Origin of the sequence: Psychrobacter sp. Ps6 (assembly GCF_022129235.1) — a bacterium.
Lineage (GTDB): Bacteria > Pseudomonadota > Gammaproteobacteria > Pseudomonadales > Moraxellaceae > Psychrobacter.
Genome location: NZ_JADQAI010000002.1, coordinates 1 through 24,059, shown reverse-complemented (window position 1 = coordinate 24,059; position 24,059 = coordinate 1). Strand labels below are relative to the sequence as shown.

At 44.6% G+C, this 24,059-nt stretch carries 15 protein-coding genes; 12 read left to right on the top strand and 3 right to left on the bottom strand.

Annotation, left to right across the window (positions count from 1 at the left end; genetic code table 11):
- Window positions 1-1,506: a tripartite tricarboxylate transporter permease gene (locus I3255_RS02775; protein ID WP_238036588.1), complete on the top strand. Its 1,506-nt coding sequence runs from the start codon at window positions 1-3 to the stop codon at window positions 1,504-1,506.
- A 197-nt stretch (window positions 1,507-1,703) separates the two neighbouring features.
- Window positions 1,704-2,477, top strand: coding sequence for a sulfite exporter TauE/SafE family protein (locus I3255_RS02770; protein ID WP_238036586.1), 774 nt, complete (start codon window positions 1,704-1,706; stop codon window positions 2,475-2,477).
- A gap of 112 nt (window positions 2,478-2,589) precedes the next feature.
- On the opposite strand, the gene I3255_RS02765 is transcribed toward I3255_RS02770, so the two are convergent.
- Both I3255_RS02765 and I3255_RS02760 read right to left on the bottom strand, forming a co-directional pair.
- Window positions 2,590-3,462, bottom strand: a complete 873-nt coding sequence (locus I3255_RS02765) for an alpha/beta hydrolase (RefSeq protein ID WP_238036584.1) — start codon at window positions 3,460-3,462, stop codon at window positions 2,590-2,592.
- 7 nt (window positions 3,463-3,469) lie between these two features.
- Window positions 3,470-4,261, bottom strand: a complete 792-nt coding sequence (locus I3255_RS02760) for a class II aldolase/adducin family protein (RefSeq protein ID WP_238036582.1) — start codon at window positions 4,259-4,261, stop codon at window positions 3,470-3,472.
- 85 nt (window positions 4,262-4,346) lie between these two features.
- Here I3255_RS02760 and I3255_RS02755 point away from each other — a divergent pair, with 85 nt between their 5' ends.
- From I3255_RS02755 to I3255_RS02710, 10 genes are all read left to right on the top strand, one after another.
- On the top strand, window positions 4,347-5,036 hold the full coding sequence (locus I3255_RS02755) for a Crp/Fnr family transcriptional regulator (protein ID WP_238036581.1): 690 nt from the start codon (window positions 4,347-4,349) through the stop codon (window positions 5,034-5,036).
- A 166-nt stretch (window positions 5,037-5,202) separates the two neighbouring features.
- Entirely contained in the window at window positions 5,203-6,891 is a 1,689-nt protein-coding gene (locus I3255_RS02750) for a phosphoethanolamine--lipid A transferase (protein ID WP_238036579.1), read from the top strand.
- Window positions 6,892-6,965: 74 nt separating this feature from the next.
- Window positions 6,966-7,667: a response regulator transcription factor gene (locus I3255_RS02745; protein ID WP_201602091.1), complete on the top strand. Its 702-nt coding sequence runs from the start codon at window positions 6,966-6,968 to the stop codon at window positions 7,665-7,667.
- Between the two features lie 77 nt (window positions 7,668-7,744).
- On the top strand, window positions 7,745-9,091 hold the full coding sequence (locus I3255_RS02740) for a HAMP domain-containing sensor histidine kinase (RefSeq protein WP_238036577.1): 1,347 nt from the start codon (window positions 7,745-7,747) through the stop codon (window positions 9,089-9,091).
- 239 nt (window positions 9,092-9,330) lie between these two features.
- Window positions 9,331-9,801, top strand: coding sequence for a diacylglycerol kinase (locus I3255_RS02735; protein WP_238036575.1), 471 nt, complete (start codon window positions 9,331-9,333; stop codon window positions 9,799-9,801).
- 49 nt (window positions 9,802-9,850) lie between these two features.
- The gene (locus tag I3255_RS02730) at window positions 9,851-10,645 is read left to right on the top strand and encodes a PAP2 family lipid A phosphatase (protein WP_238036573.1); all 795 of its coding nucleotides are present in this window, start codon (window positions 9,851-9,853) and stop codon (window positions 10,643-10,645) included.
- Window positions 10,646-10,826: 181 nt separating this feature from the next.
- Window positions 10,827-11,441, top strand: a complete 615-nt coding sequence (locus I3255_RS02725) for a YceI family protein (protein WP_238036571.1) — start codon at window positions 10,827-10,829, stop codon at window positions 11,439-11,441.
- A gap of 224 nt (window positions 11,442-11,665) precedes the next feature.
- Entirely contained in the window at window positions 11,666-12,982 is a 1,317-nt protein-coding gene (locus I3255_RS02720) for a cytochrome c (RefSeq protein ID WP_238037210.1), read from the top strand.
- A gap of 94 nt (window positions 12,983-13,076) precedes the next feature.
- On the top strand, window positions 13,077-14,678 hold the full coding sequence (locus I3255_RS02715; protein ID WP_238036569.1) for a flavin monoamine oxidase family protein: 1,602 nt from the start codon (window positions 13,077-13,079) through the stop codon (window positions 14,676-14,678).
- A 103-nt stretch (window positions 14,679-14,781) separates the two neighbouring features.
- Complete coding sequence (locus I3255_RS02710; RefSeq protein ID WP_238036567.1) at window positions 14,782-15,483, top strand: cytochrome c; 702 nt, start codon at window positions 14,782-14,784, stop codon at window positions 15,481-15,483.
- Between the two features lie 147 nt (window positions 15,484-15,630).
- Here the strand turns inward: I3255_RS02710 and I3255_RS02705 are convergent, their stop codons facing one another.
- Window positions 15,631-24,006, bottom strand: a complete 8,376-nt coding sequence (locus tag I3255_RS02705; RefSeq protein WP_238036564.1) for a VCBS domain-containing protein — start codon at window positions 24,004-24,006, stop codon at window positions 15,631-15,633.
- Window positions 24,007-24,059 lie beyond the last annotated feature (53 nt).

Below are 24,059 nucleotides of genomic sequence, written 5' to 3'. Positions count from 1 at the left end.
ATGGAAACTTTTGACTTTTTGATGCACGGTTTCGGCGTAGCGATGTTGCCCAAAAACTTACTGATTGCGCTTATCGGTGCTTTTATTGGTACGATTGTGGGTATGTTGCCTGGCCTTGGCCCGATTAATGGTGTAGCAATCCTACTACCATTTGCTTTTGCCCTTGGTCTGCCACCAGAGAGTGCGCTGATCTTGCTAGCAGCCGTATATCTTGGTTGTGAATATGGCGGTCGTATTTCTGCCATTCTACTCAACGTGCCAGGGTCTGCTGCGGCGGTGATGACCTCATTGGATGGTAATCCGCTAGCGCTGCAAGGTAAGGCAGGTATTGCGTTGTCCATCTCTGCGGTCGCCTCGTTTATTGGTTCGACGATTGCGACCCTTGGCGTGGTCTTGTTTGCCCCTCTATTGGCTAAATGGGCGGTGTCTTTTGGCCCTGCTGAATACTTCGTATTGATGGTATTCGCGATTTGCTGCTTGAGTGGTTTGGTCGGTGATCAGCCGATTAAGACCGCAGTATCAGCCTTGATTGGCTTGGGTCTAGCGACTGTCGGTGTCGATGCGGTGACGGGTATTTATCGCTATACTTTTGATTCTGTCAATCTATCTGATGGTATCCAATTTACAACGATCGTTATTGGTTTCTTTAGTGTCAGTGAAATCTTGATTTTGCTCGAAAGAACCAGTACGGGTGGTAAAATAGTCGCGCAAGGTAAGCGTAGCTTATTTAATATGAAAGAGTTCCTCTTCACCATCGGTGCTATGTTACGTAGTGGTGCAATGGGTTTCTTCGTTGGTATCCTACCGGGTGCAGGTGCGACGATTGCCAGTGCAATGACCTATGCAAGTGAACGTAAAATTGCTGGTGATGATGGCAAATTTGGTGAAGGTGACCTTCGTGGCCTAGCATCACCAGAAGCGGCTAATAACGCATCAGCGTGTGGTTCATTTGTACCAATGTTGACCCTAGGTGTCCCTGGTTCTGGTACCACAGCAGTTATGATGGGTGCGTTGACGTTGTATAACATCACGCCAGGTCCACAGCTATTTACTGAGCAGCCAGATATCGTTTGGGGTCTTATTGCCTCATTGTTCATCTGTAACGTTATCTTGCTTGTCATGAACATCCCGTTGGTTGGTTTTTTCTCTAAGCTATTGAACGTACCAAACTACATCCTAATCCCATCAATCGCTGCTATCAGCTTCGTTGGTGTCTACTCTATCAACAGCACAACGTTTGATATGGTGTTCATGGTAGGACTTGGTATCTTTGGTTATTTCTTACGTAAACTGCACTTCCCACTATCAGCCCTTATCCTAGGTTATGTACTAGGTGAGCTTATGGAGTCTAACCTACGTCGTGCGCTCTCTATCTCTCAAGGCGAGATGTCTATTCTATGGAGCAGCCCAATCACCGTATCATTATGGGGTCTGGTCGTGGTCATGATCTTCATGCCAATCATTCGTAAAATGTATCGTAAACGTTTTAAGAAAACTGCTGCATAAGTTTTTGCTAGTTCGTCTCTAAATGTCTCTCCGGCGGTGGTTATACTCAGGTATGACCACCGTTTTTTTAGAGATACTTTTACTCTACTTTCAACCGTTATTAGGGACAAGCCCTTAACACTCTTCACTTTTTTGTCAGCTGTCCAACATTAGCAAAACATCACTACTTGATGTCACTCATGAAATAGGATTTTATAGTGCCCCTTGTTTTAGATTTATTGCAAACCATTCCAACGTGGCACTTAGTAGGACTATTTAGTGCTGGTATGATCGCTTTTATTATCTCTACGGTATCTGGTGGTGGCGGTGCGATGCTGCTGATACCAGTCACTTCTTCGATGATAGGGACTGCGGTTGCGCCACCTGTGATCAACGTGGCTACCTTTATGAGTAATGCCTCGCGGCTCTATTTATTTTGGCATGATATTGATTGGTCATTGACCAAATACTATGTGCCAAGCGCTATCGTAGGAGCGTGGTTAGCGGCATTGGTCTTTAGCCGTTTGGATGCCGGCTGGATTCAGTTATTGGTTGGTGCATTTTTGGTTTCTACCATTTTCCAATACAAGTTCGGTAAAGTAAGTAAAACGTTTGATATGCCAAAAGTCGGTTTTGTACCTGTGGGATTTTTCATTGCCTTTATGAGCACATTGGTGGGTGGCCTCGGCCCTATTCTTAACCCTTTTTATATGAATGCAGGTCTAGAAAAAGAAAATCTTATTGCGACCAAAACGGCGAATTCTTTTTTTGTCGGTATTGTACAAGTCGTCAGCTACGCCTTTTTTGGCATACTCACTGTCAAGATCTGTGTGTATGGTCTGGTATTAGGACTGGGTGCGGTTATTGGCAATGTCATTGGCAAACGCTTTTTGGCTGGCATCAGTATTAGTCAGTTTAGAATAATGCTGCTGATACTAATGGTGATTAGTGGTTTAATAATGATCATAAGAAACATAAACGTATTGTTTTAATAAGCCTATCATTCGATAGGGTCAGTTTACATATAAAAATAGATAGGCACTTATTACAAAAAAACGCAGCGCATCTTTTGATACCCTGCGTTTTTTATTACATTTGATGTTATTAAAGAATACTGGTCCTAAACTGTAGGTAGACTGCTGTTATTGCTTCCGCATCTTCGATCTGCGGATAATGCCCCAACATAGGAATTTCGGTCGCATCAGCATGGGGAATCAACTTACGATAATGATCGATCATATGCTGACCTGAGATCGGATCTTTAGCACCAGCTATCAGCTTAATAGGAACGGTACTGTTGATAATAGCGCCTACCCACCGTTCACGATACTGCTGACGTTGCGGTATATAGTTAATCAGTTTGTGCATCACTGCCAAACCATTATTATGTGTTAACAGCTGCCATAGCGTATCGACAACGTCAGGTTTAGGTTGCGTGTTAGGGCCAAATATTCGTTGTAAATTGCTGGCGAACTTCTGCTTATTGATGAGTTTGGACACCAAAGGACCTAATCGTGATATCAATAGTTTTTGAATCAAAATAGGTTTATGCGTTTCAGGAAAAAGCCCTCCATTTAGAAAGCAAACACTACCGATATAAAACTCACTATTAGTATTAACCTGCCTTGCCAGCAGTTCCTGAGCCACTGTATCACCATAATCATGCGCCAATATATGATAGTCGCTGACACCCAATTGTCGCAACACAGCCTGACAAAGATTTGCCTGCTCACTGATTAAATAACGAGCATTCTTGGGTTTGTCTGATAACCCAAACCCCAGCATATCAAGAGTAATAACATAATAATGCTCAGTGAGTACCTGCCACATACCCTCCCAATCCCAACTAGCACTAGGATAGCCGTGAATCAGTAACAATGCTGGTGCACTTTTGTCTCCGGCATGCCGCGTAAAAATCTGCTGATCATCAACAGTAAAATACTCTCCCTGTCGTCGCCATTCGTCCAAGGTTATCATTATTGGCTTACTCCTCAAACGATGGGTCAGTACGGCGCAGCTTTCTTAATAAAGCAGGCCATGCGATATCACCATTCGCCCCTCTGGTCACCTGCTCAGATGCCGCTTGAATACCAGCCAATATTTGTGCTGGTATCGGCGTCAATGCGCTGCCACCGCTCTGCGCCTTGATTTGAATCTCGCAGGCGTTTTGTAAAATATACATATTCAAAAATGCATCAGCGACTGTATCAGCACAAGTTAGCAGACCATGATTACGTAAAATCATAAAGTGAGCGTCACCTAAATCAGCAACCAAGCGTACTTTTTCTTCGGGGTTGAGCGCAACGCCCTCGTAATCGTGATACGCCAAGTTAGATAAAGGAAATAATGACTGCTGCGAGATGGGCAATAAGCCTTGCTCTTGCGCTGAGACTGCCACCCCATCGCTGGTGTGCAAATGAATCACGCAATGTGCATCGTCGCGAGCTTCATGCACGGCGCTGTGAATGATGAATCCAGCTGGATTAACGTTGTATTCCGATGGCGCTACTTTTTCGCCCGCTTTGTTGACTTTGACTAGGCTGGAGGCGGTGATCTCTTCAAATAGCATGCCATAAGGATTGATTAAAAACTCATCTTCTGTGCCTGGAACGCGGGCGGAGATATGAGTAAATACCAGATCATCCCAACCATAAGAAGCGACTAAGCGATAACAAGCAGCAAGATTTACTCGCATCTGCCACTCTTGTTCGCTCATATTATGGTGTACACTCGAGGTTGAATCGGTCGATGTCGCGGTTTGCATAGTTGTTTGCATGGTGTACTCCTTTACTGTGTTAGATATCCTGAATGATTACTTTACACCATTTCATAAAACCAAATCTGTCAAAAACATGACACTTATGAATATCAATCATTATTTAAGTAACGACCCATGGTTTAGTCAATTACCAGCCATTGTGCAGCCACTACTGGCAGGCGATGCGGTGCTAAAGGTATACCAAAAAGGCCAAATGATTCATGCCATCGGTGACAACGATGATGCGGCGCTACACTTTGTCGTGTCGGGTACGATTAGGGTATGCAATGTGAGCGCTAGTGGCCATGCCATGACGTTGGCGCATCTATCTAGTGGCGAGTGGTTTGGTGAGATATCTATCATAGATGACAATCCTCGCACCCACGATGCATGGACAATCAATAAGGTTACGTTGATTTCTATCCCTAGAAAGGTAGTGATTCAAACGGCGCAACAGTATCCAATTTTATACAAACATCTCGCGCTTATCACTTGCGCGCGAATTCGTAGGGCATTTGACTGGATTGATGATGCCACCTCACTCAATACATCGGCGCGACTGGCGAGCATGCTCATGGGACTCATCGCTACTTATGGTAAGCAAGTGAATGGCAATATCAAAATAGACTTACGCTTATCGCAAGAAGAGCTTGGCTTTATGCTTGGTACCACCAGACAAACCGTCAATAAAATCATTCAGTCTTGGCAAAAAAAGGCCATAATCGATATGCACTATGGTTTTATTACCATAAAGAATCAGTCTGAATTAAAAGCAATGATGAATTCTGAATAATTTGAATAGCTGCAAAATCTTTCCGTAAAATTTTCTATAAACCACTCAACACCTCGCAAAATATCATAAGCATTAGCATCGAAGCTGCCACCTTAACATCTTCTTAACAGCACACTTGTTATGGTAAGGAATGACGTTTCCTATCATTCTGTTGAGAAGTATTTATATGTCAATATCTCAAACCGCCAAAATCGACACGCCTAAAGCCAATAAAAAAAACAACTATCTGAGTAAACTCTACAATCGTGAGATAAATCTCAGTTATCTTATTATCATCGTTGCCTTATATTTGGTGGCGACTGCCAATATTGGATTTTTTGAGCAGGTGCTAAACGTCTATCCATTTAGCAAAAACGTCGGCTTTATACTGTCTATTACTGGCTTGTTGTTTGGACTGATGTGGCTGGTTTTGCAGCTGCTTTGCTATCGTCCGATTGCTAAACCAGTACTAATTGCACTGCTGATCACTGCCGCCATCTGTGGTTATTTTACCGATGCTTACGGGACAATATTTGATACCAATATGCTGGTCAATAGTCTGGAGACCGATCAAGCAGAGGCGATGGGATTGTTTGCCCCTAGCATGGTCATTCGGGTGCTGATACTAGGCGTGTTGCCAGCATTTATCATTAGCAAAATTCGTCTAAAACGCTTTACTTGGCAACGCAGTATTCTACAAAAAGCAATTACCTTGATATTGTCTATCGCAGTCATCGCGGCGTGTCTTTTACCCTTTGGTGACCAATACGCCAGCTTCTTTCGTCAGCATAAAGAGGTGCGCTCTTATGCCAACCCGATCACACCTATTTACTCTACGATCAAACTTGGCGAAAATTATGTCAATGAGCTGCGCCGTCCTGATACTTTCACGCTACATGCGACAGATGCAAAGCACGTAGCCCCTACTAATAGCACTGCAAAACCCAAGTTAATGGTGTTCGTCGTTGGCGAAACCGCTCGAGCGGATCACTTTGGTTTAAATGGCTATACACGCAACACCACGCCGCTGCTCTCAAAACAATCAAACCTTTATAGCTTTAAAGATGCCGTCTCTTGTGGCACCTCGACTGCCTACTCAGTACCGTGTATGTTCAGTTATGCCAATCGAGAGAACTATGATATCGATACCGCCAAGTACAATGAAAACGTACTCGATACGCTGAGCAAGCAAGGGGTCAATGTCGTGTGGCGAGACAACAACTCTAGCTCTAAAGGCGTGGCTGATCGTGTTGCTTTTGAGGACTACAAAACGGCTGATACCAACCCGAACTGCGATGTTGAATGCCGAGATATTGGTATGCTTGATGGTTTTGATAAACTGGTTAAGTCAGGCAGCTCAGAGAAAGAGACGCCTAAAAATACGCTTATTTTGTTACACCAAATGGGTAATCATGGCCCCGCTTATTACCAGCGCTATCCTAAAGAATTTGAGGCGTATAAACCTGTCTGTATGACCAATGAGCTGTCCAAATGTGATGCCCAGTCTGTGATCAACGGCTATGATAATGCGATTCTGTACACCGATTACTTTTTGGATAACGTGATCGATACCCTAAAAACTTACGAACAAGATTATGATGTAGTCATGGTATATATGAGCGATCATGGCGAGAGTCTGGGTGAAAATAATATTTACTTGCATGGTCTGCCATATAAATTTGCACCAGATACCCAAAAACATGTGCCTGCGGTCATTTGGTCACCAGATAGTAATAACATCGATGCAGACAGCCTCTCTAGTATGAGCAGTCAGCCCGTATCACACGATTTTATTACGCCGACATTGCTTAGCTTTTTTGGCATCACGACTGATGAAGTCAAGGCAGCACCAACCTTTTTTAAAGTAAATAACTAAATCTGTTTTTATATTGCTCCATCTTTTAGGCCATCACTATCTTTTAGGTAGCCACTATTTTTTAGGTCAACATCATGTATAAGATACTCGTTATTGAAGACAACCCCGATATCGTGGCCAATATTTACGCGTTTTTTGAGCCAAAAGGCTTTGAGCTGGACAACGCACATAATGGCTACAGTGGGTTAACGCTCGCCGCAAGCAATCATTATGACGTGATATTGCTCGATGTGATGCTACCAGGTATGGATGGCACCAAGCTGTGTAAGAAACTCAGAGAAGAATTGCACGACAAAACGCCTGTATTAATGCTCACTGCTCGCGATACGATTTTGGATAAAGTGGCAGGCTTTGATAGCGGCGCTGATGACTATTTGGTCAAGCCTTTTTCGTTGATTGAGTTAGAGTGCCGTATCAAAGCACTTATACGTCGTCATGAGGATGATCATTTTGTGCACAGTATCGCTGTGGGCGCGCTATCGTTGAACAACAGCGAACATACTATTATGCGCGAGGGCAAATCCATTAAGCTCACCCCAACTGGATTTAAGATATTACATATCCTAATGAGTGCCGCACCGCGAGTCGTCAGCAAGACAGAACTTGAAGAAAAGGTTTGGGGTCTGGATATACCGAGCAGTGATGCGCTACGTACTCATATGCATAGCGTGCGGGCGCAGGTCGACAAGCCTTTTGACAAAACCATGATAGTGACAGTGCCTGGTGTGGGTTACCAAATCATCGATCCCAATAAATCAGAAAACGCGGTAGTATAGCTGAGAGAGCAGCACCTCATACGGTCTACCATCGCTCACTATATCAATTGCCTCTTTCGATTAAGTACCTCTTTACTATGTTCAATATAGACTCGATAGCCAATAAGTTTCGATTATCCTACTTTATATTCGCGCTGTTGCTATGCGGGGCTTTTGTCAGTATTTTTCTATACGCGGAAAGTAGAATAGAACAGGAATTGGTCAAGGGTCGGCTGTTGCAGCAGCTTGATATCAGCCAAGAAAAGTATGGCGATCGCTCTATTTATACTGCCGATCCAGGCATCAAGATCTATCGCTACGACAGTGCCCCTACTAACCTGCAAACCACAGCAACGGCAACGGTGCAAGAGAAGTCTGTCACTATAGACGGTGAGTCTGGCAAAGCCCACGGCAACCTTCATTTTTTCGCCTATCAACAAGGCAATCAGACTTACATTTTGACGTACTTGGAAGGGGTTGAGATGGTGATGAGTCACTACCCTGTTTTAGAGATCTTTGAAAACTTAGAAGATATATTTGCAGATACCCTGAGAGTAGCGGTCATTTTAAGTTTGCTTATTGCCGCCATATTCTCTCATTTGTCCTCCAAACAAATCATCAAGCCTTTACTCGATTTAAAAAAAGCCGTCGAAACGGATCATAAAAACCTCACAGAACTCACGCACATGCCATCTGAGGTTGGGGTGTTGGCACGTGCTATTGATGAAAAAAACCATAAGCTAGAGCAATATCTCAAGCGCGAGCAACTGTTTACCGGTGACGTCAGCCATGAGCTGCGCACGCCCTTAACCATCATCATGGGTGCTTCTGAGGTATTGGCATCACAGTTAGCAGAAGACAGCTACCTGAACGAATTTACCAATCGTATCAGTAATACAGCCCGTGAGACCTCCGAGATTATCACCGCCCTGCTCTTACTTTCGCGCGCTCCTGAAAAGCTCGATGCACCGCAAACATCCATTAATAACACTGCTCTAGCCGAGGTACAGCGATTGACCTATTTGCTGCGCTACAAGACCGTCACGTGTCAGGTAGTCGCTGAGCAAGAATATAGCACCTATGTGCGTCCTGAGCTATTAAAAATGGCATTGGGCAATTTGATAAAAAACGCGTTTCAATATACCGATGATGGCGATGTGACCATCACTATCGATGACGAAAAAATCATGGTCACTGATACGGGTCTTGGTATTCCTGAGGCGATGATGCCGCTGCTATATGAACGATTTGAGCGATTGACTCATGACTATCAAGACGAGGGTACCGGCACAGCCTTGTCACCAGAGCACGATATCAATCACAAGGTTGAAGGCTCAGGTTTGGGGCTGAGTATCGTACAACGCATCATGTCTCATATGGGCTGGCAGCTGACCCATCAAGCCAATCCGTCTGGCGGCAGCACTTTTATTATTTATTATAAATAACCGTACTTCGCTTACTATCACCACAATTTCTATTTAACCATTGCCCACTGAACTGGCGGGCAATGCCATTTATGCCATTTGTCCGAATCATTCTTTATTTTCCTTTCTGCTTACGCTCTTAACATTTTCTTAATCTCTCTCGTCTTATACTCAAGCGATATCGACTTTGCCTGACTGTTTTTTTGGTCATACAAAGCCGAGCGCGTACCTTGATATTAATAGACGATTAAGAATTCTATATGAATAAAATTACCCCTATTAATCTTGAAAACAAGCCAGCCAGTCACAGCCCTATCAAGCAGGTAGCACATAACAGTGCGCTCACGCCTGATAGCTTTGCAGAGAGCGCCAAAGGCAAAACGGGCTTTTACCGAATTATAAAAGCTGCTGGCTATTCAATAGACGGATTTAAGGCAGCATACAAGTTTGAGGCAGCTTTTAGACAAGTCGTGTGGCTCAACTTTGCCCTGTTTGTGGCTATCGCTTTTATGCCTTTTGCAATGAGTATAAAAATGATGCTAGTCATCGCGTCTTTTTTATCTTTGATTGTTGAGCTGATTAACACGGGTATTGAAGCTTGCGTCGATCATACCTCAACCGCCAAGCACCCACTCGCAAAAATAGCAAAAGATGTCGGCTCTGCTGCGCAGTTTTTGTCGTTGTTTCTCTTAACCGTCTTATGGTTAATGGCGCTGTCTGTCTTTTTATAGCAACATGCTGGAATCTATCATCACTTAATATACGTTATCAGGTGTATCCATGACTTTAGAAAACCACTCAATGGCTTGGGACTGGCTAAAATTACTGTGCGTGACCATCATTGCCACCTTGGTTTTTGAGCATAGCCAGTTGGACATACGTATCAGTGCGCTTTTTTATAGCAATGGACACTGGTTACTAGAAAAAGGCGCGCAGCCTTATGCGTTTATCTTTTATGATTTGCCCAAAGCCCTACTGATCCTACTGGCGGTCTACCTCATAGCAGTGTTAATCATAAAGTACCGACAACCTTTGCCTGACGCCGCCTCGCAGCATCGCCGTAAATTTGATAGATTTTTGCCTCCTTTACCAATTCGAGAGATTGGCTATCTACTGATTATAATCGCGATTGTACCGGCTAGCATTGCCACGCTCAAAGGCGTCACCCATGTGAGCTGCCCAAATGACTTGGTTATTTTTAACGGTGATTTGCCCTACCTTAACCTGTGGCAAAATATCGTAGCAGCTACGCCCGCCAGATGCTTCCCAGCGGCTCACGCCAGCGCAGGGTTTTCCTTATATGGATTGGCTTTTTTGCCAACGTTAAAAAAATACCGCTATCAAATATTTACCACAGTCACAGTCTTGGGATGGACAATGGGGCTATATAAAATGCTGTTTGGCGATCATTTCTTTAGCCATACTTTGGTCTCGATGCTGCTGTCACTGACGATAGCGTGTGCGCTTGCCACTCTTTTCTTCAAACACTCGATAGCAAATAAAACTAAAAATACCGACAATCATAAAAACCGTACTGATATAAAGCTGTCTAACACTCAGACACCCAACATTTAGATATGAATGTTTAGATATAACTGAAACCAGCGGTTATATATTTACTAAAATAACACTACTAACCATTTGAAAAACAATGTATAAATAATAAGTGAGAACTGGCTTAGTATTGAGCAAAACCATGGATGGCGCTCGTTAATAAAACGCTATATATATCGATAGCCCACAAAGGAATGTAGCCATGCACCTCTTATGCATTGGACAAAAAATCTCGCACATCTACGCCTTGTTGATTGTTCCATTACTACTCATCAGCACTATCGATGACAGTCATGCCGCCAGTTACTCCATCAACCCTACCAATACGCACATACGATTTGCCATTGAACGCTTCAAGACCTCTGCCACTACTGGTGGCTTTTATGATATCAAAGGTCAATTGCAATACGACCCAAGTCGACAAACAGGCGACATCTCATTAATCATACCGATAGACTCCCTCAATACGGGTAACCCCTCTTTTAATAGTAGCCTGACGGGACCAGATTTTTTTGATGCAAAAAAATTTCCCTCGGCGCAATTTAAGTCGACGAAGTGGCATTTTGATCAAAATAAGAAAAGTCCGAAGGTAACACGTATCGATGGCAAGTTGACTCTACATGGCGTGACACATCCCATTAGTCTCACGGCTGCCACATTCAATTGCTCTATAAGCCCAAGACTTAAGAAGGACGTTTGCGGTGGCGACTTCACTGCGACGATTGATCGCACAAAATGGAATATAAACAAATTTGTCTGGTTTGGACTGACCAAAAATCTTAACTTAAATATTAAGGTGGAAGCTGCCAGACAGTAAGCTTTAGTCTTACGGCAGTGCTTTTTGAATGTGTATAGATATCACGTTGCTTTATTTTGCTAGACACGACTGGCGAATTGCAGGCATATTAGGATGAGGGATTAAGGATGATTTATCAGCACTATAAGGACGTTATGAAACCACTTTCTGCCGTCATGCCAACATTGTCGTTTTCATTGGCAGTAGCATTGGGACTGGGATTTAGCTTAGTGTCTACCGTAGTGATGGCAGACACGGTCAGTTTGCCAATGGACACTTTGCCTAGCAGAATAACCCTACCAAATGTCAGCCCCGCTAATAGTGCGCTTGCCAATCGAGGCGCTTACGTGGCACGCAGCGCCGACTGTATGGCCTGCCACCGTGAGGACTATAGTGGCGGCGTGCCGATTGAGACGCCGATTGGCAATATCTACTCGACCAATATCACACCATCGACGCGCTATGGTATTGGCAATTATACTGAGGCAGATTTTAAAAAAGCCTTACGCAAAGGTCGTGCACCCGGTCATCAGATCTATCCTGCGATGCCTTACCCGTCCTATCATGGTCTAACGGATGATGATATCAGTGCCTTGTTCGCGTACTTTCAGACCGTACCTATCGTAGACAAACCCCCTGAAAAAACCACGCACCTGCCTTTCCCGTTAAATATTCGTAGCTTAATGCTGGCATGGAACGTCATCAATGTGCCCTCTACCGAAAATCGCTCAGGGCTGACTACAACCCAGCAACGCGGTGAATATCTGGTCAATAACTTAGAGCATTGTGGCACCTGTCATACGCCGCGTAACCTAACCCAAGGCCTTGATAAAGACCGTTATTTATCTGGGGCGCCACTCGGTAAATGGTTTGCCCCAAATATCACACCTGACAACGACACAGGTATCGGCCTTTGGAGCGAAATGGACATCGTAACTTATCTGCGTACAGGAACGCTTGATAAGCGCGCTTATGCGGCCGGGCCAATGGCGGAAGCCGTGGCACATAGTACGCGCTACCTCACTGACGAAGACCTGATCGCGATGGCATCTTATCTAAAAGTCGTCCCAGCCATTAAGACCGATGACTATTTGATACCTGTCAATGTATCTCGCCTACCGCAGCCAGTCAGCAACTCCATTACTTATAACTTACTTGAGCAAAAAGACTATCTGGCGCAGGCCAAAACGAATACTGTCAGCAGTGTCAACAATAGCGGCAGCAATAATAACTTGGACAGCAACTCGCCAAAAGACTTATATCTAGCAAATTGCGCCAGCTGTCATGGCGTCGATGGTTACGCCCAGCCCGATGCCCGCTATGCTTCTATCGTTGGTCTGAGTAGTATTCGCCGTGTAAAACCTGATGCACTCGTTGGGGTGATTGCCTTTGGGGCAAAAGGAGCTTTTAACACAGCACCAAAGATGCCCGGCTTTTCAAAAGATTTAAGCCCTACACAGATTGCAAGCATTACTAACTATGTACGAGTCACCTTTGGTGGTTTACCAAACAGCAATGTCAGCGCGGCGGATGTCACGCGCGTGATTAAAGAAAAAAGCTAACCCTAAGAATTGGCATTAAAACTAATGATAAAAAATGTGCCCTAATCTTCGCCTTTTGTCATATGGCAAAGACCAGCACGATAAGGATAATCCTATGAATGACCTGCTCCAATCTCCCACACGGCGGCAACTGCTCTCCATGATAGGCAAGACCGCAGGCGCGACCGCGATGTATCAAGCGATGACCACGTTGGGGTTTGCATCCGAATCGAGCTTTAAAGAAGAAATGAATCTGAAAGGCGCCCCTGCTGGCGCCAGTATCGTGGTTTTAGGCGCGGGATTGAGCGGGCTAACTGCCGCCTATGAGCTACGCAAAGCAGGCTATAAAGTGACTGTGCTTGAGTATCAAAACCGCGGCGGCGGACGTAGCTGGACACTGAATAGCGGCGATAAATATACGGAGCTTGGCGGTGCTGAGGTCACGTGCGACTTCAAAAAAGGCAATTATTTTAATGGTGGGCCATGGCGATTGCCCATCCATCACTACGCGGTCTTTCATTACTGCAAAAAGTTTGGTGTGGCATTGCAACCCTTTATCCAGACCAATGATCGCGCTTACCTACACCGTACCAATCACTTCAATGGTGCACCGCAGCGTTTGGGCGAAGTACAGAGCGATATTCGTGGTTATGTCTCAGAGTTATTATCCAAAGCGGTGAATAAAGGCAGTCTTGATAATACCGTTAATAAGGAGGATAAAGAAAAACTACTCGAAGGGCTAAAGGGCTGGGGCGTTCTGGATAATAACTATCGCTATGTCAAAAGCCATGAGACGGGTAAGCATCGCGGCTATAGTGTGTATCCGGGTGGCGGCTTGATGCCTGATGCCAAGCCATCAACGCCCATACCGATGGATAAGCTACTAGACTCAGGCATGTGGTCGGACATTTATAGCAACTATACTGTGCATGTGCATCAACCAACGATGTTTCAGCCTGTCGGCGGCATGGGAAAAATCGGTGATGCATTCACGCGTGAGTGCCGCGATATGATTACCTTTAATGCCAAAGTCACTAAAATCAATCAAGGTGAGACGGGCGTCACTGTTGCTTATGTCGATAGCAACAGCCCTGACAGTGCCACCAAAACGGTGCGCGCAGATTGGTGCATTTGTACGATTCCTTTATCCATACTGACTCAAATTGATATCAACGTCTCCGCTCCAATGAAGAAAGCGATGGCAGCCGTCCCTTATGATAGCTCGTATAAAGTAGGCTTGGAGTTCAAACGGCGGTTTTGGGAAGAGGATGAATGGATCTATGGCGGCATCACTTATACTGATCTACCGATTACCCAAATCTCCTATCCGTCACAAGATATGTTTAGCACAGGCTCAGGTGTACTGCTTGGTGCTTATGGATTTGGCGAAACTTCGTACAAGTTTAACTCGTTAACACCCAAAGAGCGTATCAACGCGGCGCTTGCCTATGGCAAACAGATTCATCCGCAATATAACAAAGAGTTCCGCTCGGGCACTTCGGTTGCATGGCACCGAATCCCTTGGTCGCTTGGTTGTTACGGTATCTGGAGCGAGTCCAGTCGCAAGCAATATTACGAAACCCTCTGCGAGATTGACCACCGCATCGTACTGGCAGGTGAGCACTGTTCGCACATTCCTGCGTGGCAAGAAGGCGCAATCCTATCAGGTATGGATGCCGCCAAACGCTTGCATCAAAAGGCCAAAAAGCTTGGATAGCAAGCCTTAGAACGACAAGAATCTAGATCATAAGCCTTTGTATGATAGATCTAGCGTTGAAGCAAGGGTGTTAATAATGAGACTAGGCACATTAGGAACAATCATGAATATAATGACAGCAAACCCAAATATATCGTCCGGCTCAGACAAGACCATAATGAAGCTCACAGTTGGCGGATCGATCGCGTTGCTAACATTGGCAACATTGTCAGGCTGTAGTCAGAATAGAACACAAGATGTAGCCACTATCGCCAATCCACAGACAGCGCCCATGCTATTTAACAGCAGTTTCGGCAGCAGTTTTGACAATCAGGCCAGTCGCAATCAAGGCGCATGGGGCGGCGTGTATATGTCCAAAGCAGAATTGGCTGAACCCGCCAGCAATATCGTCGATGTACGCTCAATACCAAAAATGAGCGATGATGCTAGCATGCAGAAATGGCTCACTAAATTTGAAGGCAGCACACAAGGCAAAACGGGGTTTTTCACGACCAATGGTAAAAAGCTCTACGATGACTCCTGTGCAGGTTGTCACATGCCGACAGGCGCCGGCGCACAAGGCGCTGGTTACTATCCACCGCTAGCTAACAACAGCAAAATGGAATCAAAGTACTATATTATTAGCGTAATAATCAATGGCCTGCGCGGTATGCCATCGTTCCATGGCATGATGAATGATGAGCAGATAGCCGCCGTCACACAATACGTGCACAATGATTTGAACAATTTCACTGACACGGTTACCACTGCTAATGTCGCACAATTGCGCCATGACTTTCCACCAGGATCAGACCCGAGCGAATAAGTAATTGAATAAGCAACTGAGCAAGGAGGGCTGGCCAGTTATTAAAGCATGCTATTTCGTAGATGACACTCAAAAAAACGCCACTGGATTTGATCCAATGGCGTTTTATAGAAGATAAAAGTCACATTCTGTACTAGCTAAATGGACCTATATAATAATATTGGTCGTAATATCAGTCTGAATCAACAGATCATGCGTTCCATTGGTATCCGAGAAACTATAGACATCGTAGCTAATACCACCCTGTGATACCGTAGTATTTGTATCCGTCCATTCATTGGTCAATGTCACTGAATCACCATTAACACCGCCATCACCCTTGATGATCAAATCTTTATCAGTGAGTATTGTATCATTGATAATATCAAGCACGTCACTGGTCGACAGATTGGTAAGCGCTTGAGCGCCATTACCTGTCATATCGATGACTTCAATACTTTCAAACTTAGATGAATCAAAAGTACCAAAATCAATGGTGGTGCTATTTTCATTGATGAGTATGGTGTCGATACCAGTGCCACCATCCATCAAGATATTGTCCGCAGCAAAGACAATTGTATCATTGCCTGCACCGCCTCTGAGTGTATCGGCTCCCGTACCACCATCTATCATATCGTCACCTGCTCCACCATCGATCGTGTCGTTACCAGCCCCACCACTAATAGTGTCATTACCTGCACCGCCGTTGATCGTATCGTTACCCGCATTACCGGTTAAAATATCATCTCCCGCATCGCCATTGAAGGTATCGTTACCGCTACCACCGATAAAGGTATCATTACCGTTGCCACCAGAGTATTTAAGCGCAGCAGTTTGATTAACTGAAATCAAGACATCATCCTCAGTGGTTCCACTAAAAAACAACGTCGAACTAACATTAACAGGTAGAGCTGCTGCTGCTGTAGTCAGGCTATCGTCATTGGCTGATTCAATCGTCTGCAGGCTAATCTGTAGTGTACCTGTATATGGTACGGCTGATTTCACAAGCAATTCGTTCAACTGATCTGGTGTTACACCTATAATGGTATAAGTGCCAGTGCCAGTAACTTTATCAAAATTAAACGTAACATTGTTTATAGCAGTGCCACTTTTGGTTTTCACATCGAGCACATTACCAGTCAGGTTAGTGCCCGTCAGTATCACATTAACCGTTTCACTGCCATCAATATCGACCATAGCCGCGTTTAAATTAAGCGCTGTCCACCTGCCTTGAGAGCCAATCACAGAGCTAGGACTGAACTCGATAGCATCAGCAACTGGTGTCACATCGAGCGTCACTGCAAGCGGAGCACTCACTATACCACTATTACTAACCACACTCATCTCAATACCCGTGACGACACCGCTTTCATTTTCTGGCGCCGAAATAAAGATATTATCCGTGCCAGCTTGCAGTTTACTCGCATCGATTGACCATGAGTTATTGTCAGCGTTAGTTGCTGACACACCATTATTACTGGCTAAAACTAGATCTCCTGACGCATTGACATAATATACCAAGTAGCCATTAGGCACTTCATCCAGTGTAATACTGGCTGCCACATCTCCCTCATCAACTTGATCTATCTGATACGGTATGGCTATTAGAGTATCTTCATCACCCGTAGCAGTCACTGTTAACGGGTTATTATCTTGATCATCATTACCGACCCCAGCGATACTAAGCGCATCTGGTTGCGCCGTAACGGTGACGTTATAGCTGTGCTCATAAGTTAATGTGCCACTGTCATGACCACTGATATCATGAACTTCTTCATGAGCAGCATAAACATTAATGATTGCTGTGCCGTCTTCATTAGCAGCAGGTGTATAGTTGACGGTAATGCTACCTGCAGGATTTACACCATTGATAGCGGCATCTGTATCGGCCACGTTAACTACATAATAGTCACCAGCCGGAATACCGCCAACCTCACCATCCGCTAAAGTGACTAACACTAAGGGAACACCATTGTCATCAGTCAATACACCAGTGGTGCCTCTATCATCCGTTAAACCATCCTCATTTAATTGTAGATAAAGCTTACCATCAACTAGTGAAACATAATTACCGTCTGCGGTATTGGTTAAGTTGATATTAATCGCAATTGGCGTGTCTTCATTGGTTGAAACGGCTGAAGTCTGACCATCGTTATCAAAAGCATCAGTAATAGGTCTGATTTCAACTTTAACATTCTCAATTTTGAGATTGTCATCTAAACCCTGATCGTTCAATGCCGTGAACTCAACATCGAAGACCAGCTCTTGACCGACTTCATTGGTACTAAAGTCAGCAGGCAGTGTCAGTGTCACTGCTGCTAGTGCTTCATTCGGCGTTAAGTTGGCGCTCGCCTCTACACTGATAATCCATTGACCTGCAATTTTCTGTACCTGCACATCTGAGTTACTACTGGTCAATACCGTATCATCTGGTAAGTTAGTCAATGTGAAGCTGTAAGCACTCACCGCACTTGTGGGGTCAGAGTTTAGCGTCGCATTGATTAAAGTAGACAATACAATAGGGGCGTCTTCTGACTGAGATAAGGGGGTTACCTCAAGCGTATTAATCAAGTCCGGATCTACAGGGTTTATACCAGTACCATCAACTCGTGCTAGCGTAATTGAGAAATTCTCTGAAACTTTTACTTCATTACCGTCAATACCATCGCCGTTAATATCTTGAGTGACCCCAACGACCGTAATATCAAACACCCCTTCAGGTATATTAAATATGTCTTCATTTCTGATAAATACCAACTCATACGTTGGGGTTGGTGCTAAAGCTGTTATCGTAGTATCTGGCACATCCACATACCAAATACTACCTGCCAATATACCCCCTACTACCAAAATACCATCCGGCACATTGCTGATTTCTAGACGGGTAAAGCTTTCTGTGCCATCTTGATCAGGTGAGGTTAGTGAAACTGTGACCGACGCTGTATCATTTGAGCCACTATTATCAATAGTATTATTAGGAGCCGTGTCCCCTGTCAATGTTATAGGCGTCAATGTTAGAGTCGGCTGGTCAGTAACGGCTTGGAAAGTAACATTTACCGCTTTGCCAGTAATGACTGGTGACGTTGTGGTGATGGTTGAACCATCTGTTAATGTAGCCGTGTCGGTATACGTGTAATCAAAAGGTATGGTGACATTGTCATCACTATGACGCTTGTCATCATCGTACATAATCTCAATGAGTTGATCTGGCGTATAGACATATGTCTCACCTGCCACCAACGTGACTTCAACGTTATCAACACGCAATGCGACTTCCCTACTGATTAAGTCATCAGCTTTTAAAATGACGGTTTCTAGTGCCTCGTAACCAGTCGCAATGTTTGCTAGTGCCGTGGTATCCGTACTGCTGTAAGCAGAAAGGAAGTTGACAGTCGTCCACACATCCTCTGTCGCTAGCACTTGTGGGTTGGCCACTACACTATCAGACGCATCTGGCGTTATTAGAACAGATACGTTTTGAGTATTATGCGTGGCACTATTACCAGAGATGGTTTCAGTGGTTGTACCAGTGATAGTAAAATCGACTTCACCAGCGAAGTTGCTAGGCGTTACCAGTTCCGCTGTACCATTTTTTAGTGCATCTAAAGATACAGACCAGCTACGCGTAAGCCCGCTACCACCTAAGAATACGGCGCCAGTGATATTAAACCCTGTTGGCAAACCGGTCACTTTATAAGTGACTTGTTCGGCAGTGGGTACATCGTTATCGTAAGCAGCAATATTAGCTGAATCAGAGAAAAACGCTGATAACGCGATATTACCAGCATCTTCAGCACCTACGTAGGTATAATCCTTCGTGGTTGCTTGACCGTCAGCGGCTGTGACTGTAGCGGTTTGAGTGGCTAGCGTATCATTTAATATAAGATCCGCCTTGCCGATAACGGTAACAGGCAAATTGAGTATGGCACTAGATGCACTGATATCGCCATCACTTTCTTCACTCACTGCAGATACTTTCAAATTGACAGTGCCACTGTAGTTTTCAGCAGGAACAAAATAAAGGCGGGTCACGTCATTGGTATAATCTGATATTGTCACCGTCCCACTACTGGTATCTAATTCAGTAATGGTGCCATTGTTATCGGCATACAGCTTCGCGCCTACTGGAATATCTGCAATGGTTACATTATAAGTTTCAGACCCATCATCATCACGTGAGCTTGGACGAATTTGCAACGCAATGCCATTCGTTGGATTAACGACAGCAGACGATGACCCGTCACGCATATTGCCACCAGCAAGTGCTTGATCTTCATTACCGTAAGCGGGGTCAACGCCCAGTGAGACACTATCAGCCACACCTACCACTTTAAAGGTCAAATAGCTCTCACCACTGATGGCCTCAACCTCAAGTCCTGTATCTTCATCATAATCGATGGTTTTGGCTTCTACTTTGACCGCTGTCTTAGTATCAGCGGCAAGGTTTAAAATATTGAAAAGGTTGAAGTCGCTATAATCTTCTGGCGAGATGACCGTCACACTATTAAGATAAGCAGCTGGAATATCAACACCAGTACCATTATCAGTTAAAGTAATAGTGCTAGTACCATCACTATAAGTGAAGACCGCGCCTTCAACTGCTTCAAAGCCGCTAGCATTTTTATAACCAAACGTTAGGTGAGCATAAGTCTGCTCAGAATCATTCGCAGCGGTAGTATAACTTTCCTGTCCAAAGTTCACAGTGTCGTCTTGGTTAGTCCAGCCAGTGAGCAATGTAAATGCACCATCAACACCAAGGTTAAAGGCCACTTCTTCTTGTGCAACATTCGTATATGCATGGTCTGGATTGATGGTTAGGTCGCCTATGCCATCACCATCGATATCCTCACCAACCTTTTCAGCCACTGGTGTAATCGTGACCGTTTGGGTCAATTCTGTTGTTGTACTAATCGAGACAGCACCTAAACCTCCGTCATCATCCAAATCTGCACTGGTTACTTCAAAAACAATGTCAGTATCTGTTGAAGATTGCGCAGGTGGCGTAAGCGACAAGCTACCCAAATCAGAGGTGTCGGTAATCACAATCACCGTACCACCACTCGCGCCTACTATATCGGTGGTACCATCGTTATATGTCCAACCTTCTGGCAAGGTGAATCGAATTGCAGTGATGGTTTCGGCAATAGCAGAGCTGCCGTCTTGGTCATCAAGTACTGCAAAATTAAATTCATCAAGCGTGAAGGCTGTGTCTTCAATTGTACTAACGTCATTCGCTACTACTTGACCAGCAACAGGTGTTACAGTCATATCGACTGTCACCGTACTGATGAGTTCAACAGTAGCATCTCTCTGATTACCTGCAAGATTCGGATTGAGATCAGAGTCACTATCGTGGTCTTGGGTATATAACGATACGGTGATATTTTTCATATCGAGTGAATTATAGATGGCTGACTTGATACTGATCTTCGGCTCTGAGCCGCTACTCACGGCCAAAGTGGTCAATGTAGGTGAGGCGGCATTCACACCGATCAATACCTGACCGCTACTGTTAGCAGTGTATTCAGTGACTGTATTGCTGCCCGCAGGAGTAAACGATATGACCGCATCTGGCTGTAAGCCGCTAATAACAAATCCGTAAGTCTCGCGATTAGTGCCACTACCTACCAAATCACCAAAGGCAGCGGTAATTGGCAAGACAACAGAGTCACCTTCTTGGGCACTCACGGTATAAGTATTACCAGACACAACTCCTGTATCACCTACCACTGTAGTATAGCCAAAGGTACTGACATCATCGCCAGCCGCATTATTACTACTGCTGTCGGTCACTGCTTGCACATCAACCTTTATCGTTGTGCTAGACGCAGCGCCTGCCACTCCTGAAACGATAGCACCTGTACTATCAACCTCATACTCTGTCACTGACATACCAAACGAGATATTAGTAGCATTGTCTCTAGGTGGCGTTAGCGTCATCGCTTCAAATTCAGCTCTTGTCATGGTGATAGTCGACGCATCTTGCCCTGGTGGGTTATCAACAGTGGGGCCATCACTCAATAAAATCTTAATCGTTTGATTGGCAGCGGCTGTCGTAATATTGCCGCTACCATAATCTAACGTCACACCTCTAGGTATGCCAGTTAGGGTAATCAAGCCGATACGTTCAGGGCTATCATCTGTATTTGCCGTGAGATCAGTGGCATCTTTAATGATAGGTGCTTTTAGCCCTAGTAACACAGCAGTATCTTCGTTTGTTATCACTGATACAGCTGATAAAGTAGGCGCATCTGAGACTGGCGTCACAGTAATACTAAGCGTCTCAGAACCTGATGATCGGTTAGCATTACCAACTGGTAAGCCGTTTGACACATTAGCCGTAATGATAGGGACAGTGCCACTATAATTGGCAGTTGGCGTAAAGACATAGCTGCCGTCGCTATTCATAGTGATTTGACCCACGGTATTTCCATCTATAGTCACAGCCGTTGCGACGTTTGTACCTGTCGTTACAGGTACTACTATGCCATTAACACTATAACTCTCTATCGTCAGCATCTCTCCAATATCAGGATCATCATTATCATTGGTAAAGATATTGCCAGTGAGTGTGCCGTCTTCGAGCATTGTTTTACTATCATTAACTAGAGCAATGCCATCGTTTGTACCTGTGATCGTGACTTGGACATAACGAATATCACTGGCACTTGGTTGATTGCCATTAGCGACAGTCGTGACCCCTTCATTATCATTGACTTGTACGGCATAGCGAATCGTTACCGTCTCACCAGGCGGGATAAAGTCAAGCGCAGCAGAGGAAGCGTTGATATTCCAACTCGCCTCATTGTTAGACGTTAATGGTTGATTCACGCTAAATATATTTTCTAGTGCCGCTTGTTGATCAGCTGTTAATGACGTCAATGCGGTATTAGAACCAAAGGTAAAGATGTTTTGATTTTTTAGATAAATGAGTGTTAACTCATTGCTCGTATCAACGTCAGTAAAGTTGATGGTACCTGTTTGCGTAATAACAGAGGTATCATCTGTCTGCTCTGTGATTTGTCTGCTGTCTATGACGCCATTTAGACTAGCACCATTGGTGATTCTTGGTTGGTCATTGGTACCGGTAATAGTGATAGTCAGCGTTGAGTTTGCCAACTCACCATCTTGGTCTCTAAAGCTATAGGTAAACGTCTCGGTCAACGTCTCACCTATTGCCAGTGCTTGTACGTCCGTATTGCCGTTACTGAGCGCGTAGTTGTAAGTGCCGTCCGGGTTTTTAGTGATACTACCGTAGCTTGCAAACTCTGTACCCCAAGTAAAGCTTTGAGTCGGTGTGTTGCCCAAATTATCATTGGTTAACACGTTACCGGAATTTGAACCAACGCTCACATTTTCGGTTAGCGTGAGGGTGTCTGCTACTGCTACTGGCACGATATTATCATTCACACCGCCTGGAGTCGTGCCATCAGTCGTACCATCATCATAGATCGTGGTGTTTACAGTATTGTTTACAGGATCAATAGTCACGTTGCCTGTCGATACTGGTGCAATACTTGAAATACTGACAGTAAAGTTCTCAGGACCTTCAAAATTTGTATCATCAACTAATGGTACAGTAATATTGACTGACGTTTGACCGGCTGGAATAGTGACTATTTGGGTAACAGGAGCAATATAATCTGTACCATTACCGGTTGCAGATCCTGCAGCAATACTGACGACCACACTGGTATCCAGGGCGCTTGGATTACTTAAGCTAACCGTATAAGTAGCCGTATTTGCCGACCCATTGGCTGCGGTTTCACTTAGGTTTACTGTACCTGTAATACTGACCACTGGTTTGTCACCATCAGTGGTGCTACCGTCATTAGGGTTCCCGTTGTCTTCATCAAGTACGATACCTGTGGCACTAGCATTACTGCCAACAGTGGCATTAGACGCATTACTGATCGTAAGTACGATATTTTCTGATTGCTCATAAATATTATCATCGACGACGGTGACTGTAATATCAGGGGCGCTCGTGCTACCTGCTGGTATCTTGACACTGTCGCCATTTGTGAGAAAGTTTTGAATATCGATAGTATTGTTCAGCGTGATCACTGCACCAGTGGCATCGGTATAGCTGATGCTATCAATATCAGTAGCGATGAGTGTACTATTGCTTAAACTGACCTTAACAGTAGTATCAAAATTACTGAGGTTGTTTTGAGCCACAGTAAATACTAAGGTATTGTCTACCCCCTCAACTGCTTGAGCATCAGCGGCAGTAATACCAACAACAGGTTTGTCGCCATCAACTTCATCAGTCACATCATCTGGATTGTTCGGGTTGTTGGTGTTGACACGCTGGTCTTCATCTAAAATTACACCAGTGGCAGTGCCTGTACCTACAGTGGCTGCTGTTGGACTGCTTGCATCAACGGCAACATTAAGCACGAGGCTCTCTGATTGCTCATAGACGCTGTCATCAATGACAGTGACTGTAATGGCAGGCGCACTTAAGCTGCCTGCTGGTATGGTGATGCTGTCACCATTGTCAAGGAAGGCTTGGATGTCAGTGAGGTTATCTAATGTCACCACCACCCCATCAGCATTGGTGTAGCTGATTGAAGCAATGTCAGCGGCCTCAA

Bases quoted from the DNA above. Each gene is read 5' to 3' on its own strand.
- I3255_RS02775 (WP_238036588.1), top strand. From the start codon at position 1: ATGGAAACTTTTGACTTTTTGATGCACGGTTTCGGCGTAGCGATGTTG.
- I3255_RS02765 (WP_238036584.1), bottom strand. From the start codon at position 3,462: ATGATAACCTTGGACGAATGGCGACGACAGGGAGAGTATTTTACTGTT.
- I3255_RS02760 (WP_238036582.1), bottom strand. From the start codon at position 4,261: ATGCAAACAACTATGCAAACCGCGACATCGACCGATTCAACCTCGAGT.
- I3255_RS02755 (WP_238036581.1), top strand. From the start codon at position 4,347: ATGAATATCAATCATTATTTAAGTAACGACCCATGGTTTAGTCAATTA.
- I3255_RS02750 (WP_238036579.1), top strand. From the start codon at position 5,203: ATGTCAATATCTCAAACCGCCAAAATCGACACGCCTAAAGCCAATAAA.
- I3255_RS02745 (WP_201602091.1), top strand. From the start codon at position 6,966: ATGTATAAGATACTCGTTATTGAAGACAACCCCGATATCGTGGCCAAT.
- I3255_RS02740 (WP_238036577.1), top strand. From the start codon at position 7,745: ATGTTCAATATAGACTCGATAGCCAATAAGTTTCGATTATCCTACTTT.
- I3255_RS02735 (WP_238036575.1), top strand. From the start codon at position 9,331: ATGAATAAAATTACCCCTATTAATCTTGAAAACAAGCCAGCCAGTCAC.
- I3255_RS02730 (WP_238036573.1), top strand. From the start codon at position 9,851: ATGACTTTAGAAAACCACTCAATGGCTTGGGACTGGCTAAAATTACTG.
- I3255_RS02725 (WP_238036571.1), top strand. From the start codon at position 10,827: ATGCACCTCTTATGCATTGGACAAAAAATCTCGCACATCTACGCCTTG.
- I3255_RS02720 (WP_238037210.1), top strand. From the start codon at position 11,666: ATGGCAGACACGGTCAGTTTGCCAATGGACACTTTGCCTAGCAGAATA.
- I3255_RS02715 (WP_238036569.1), top strand. From the start codon at position 13,077: ATGAATGACCTGCTCCAATCTCCCACACGGCGGCAACTGCTCTCCATG.
- I3255_RS02710 (WP_238036567.1), top strand. From the start codon at position 14,782: ATGAATATAATGACAGCAAACCCAAATATATCGTCCGGCTCAGACAAG.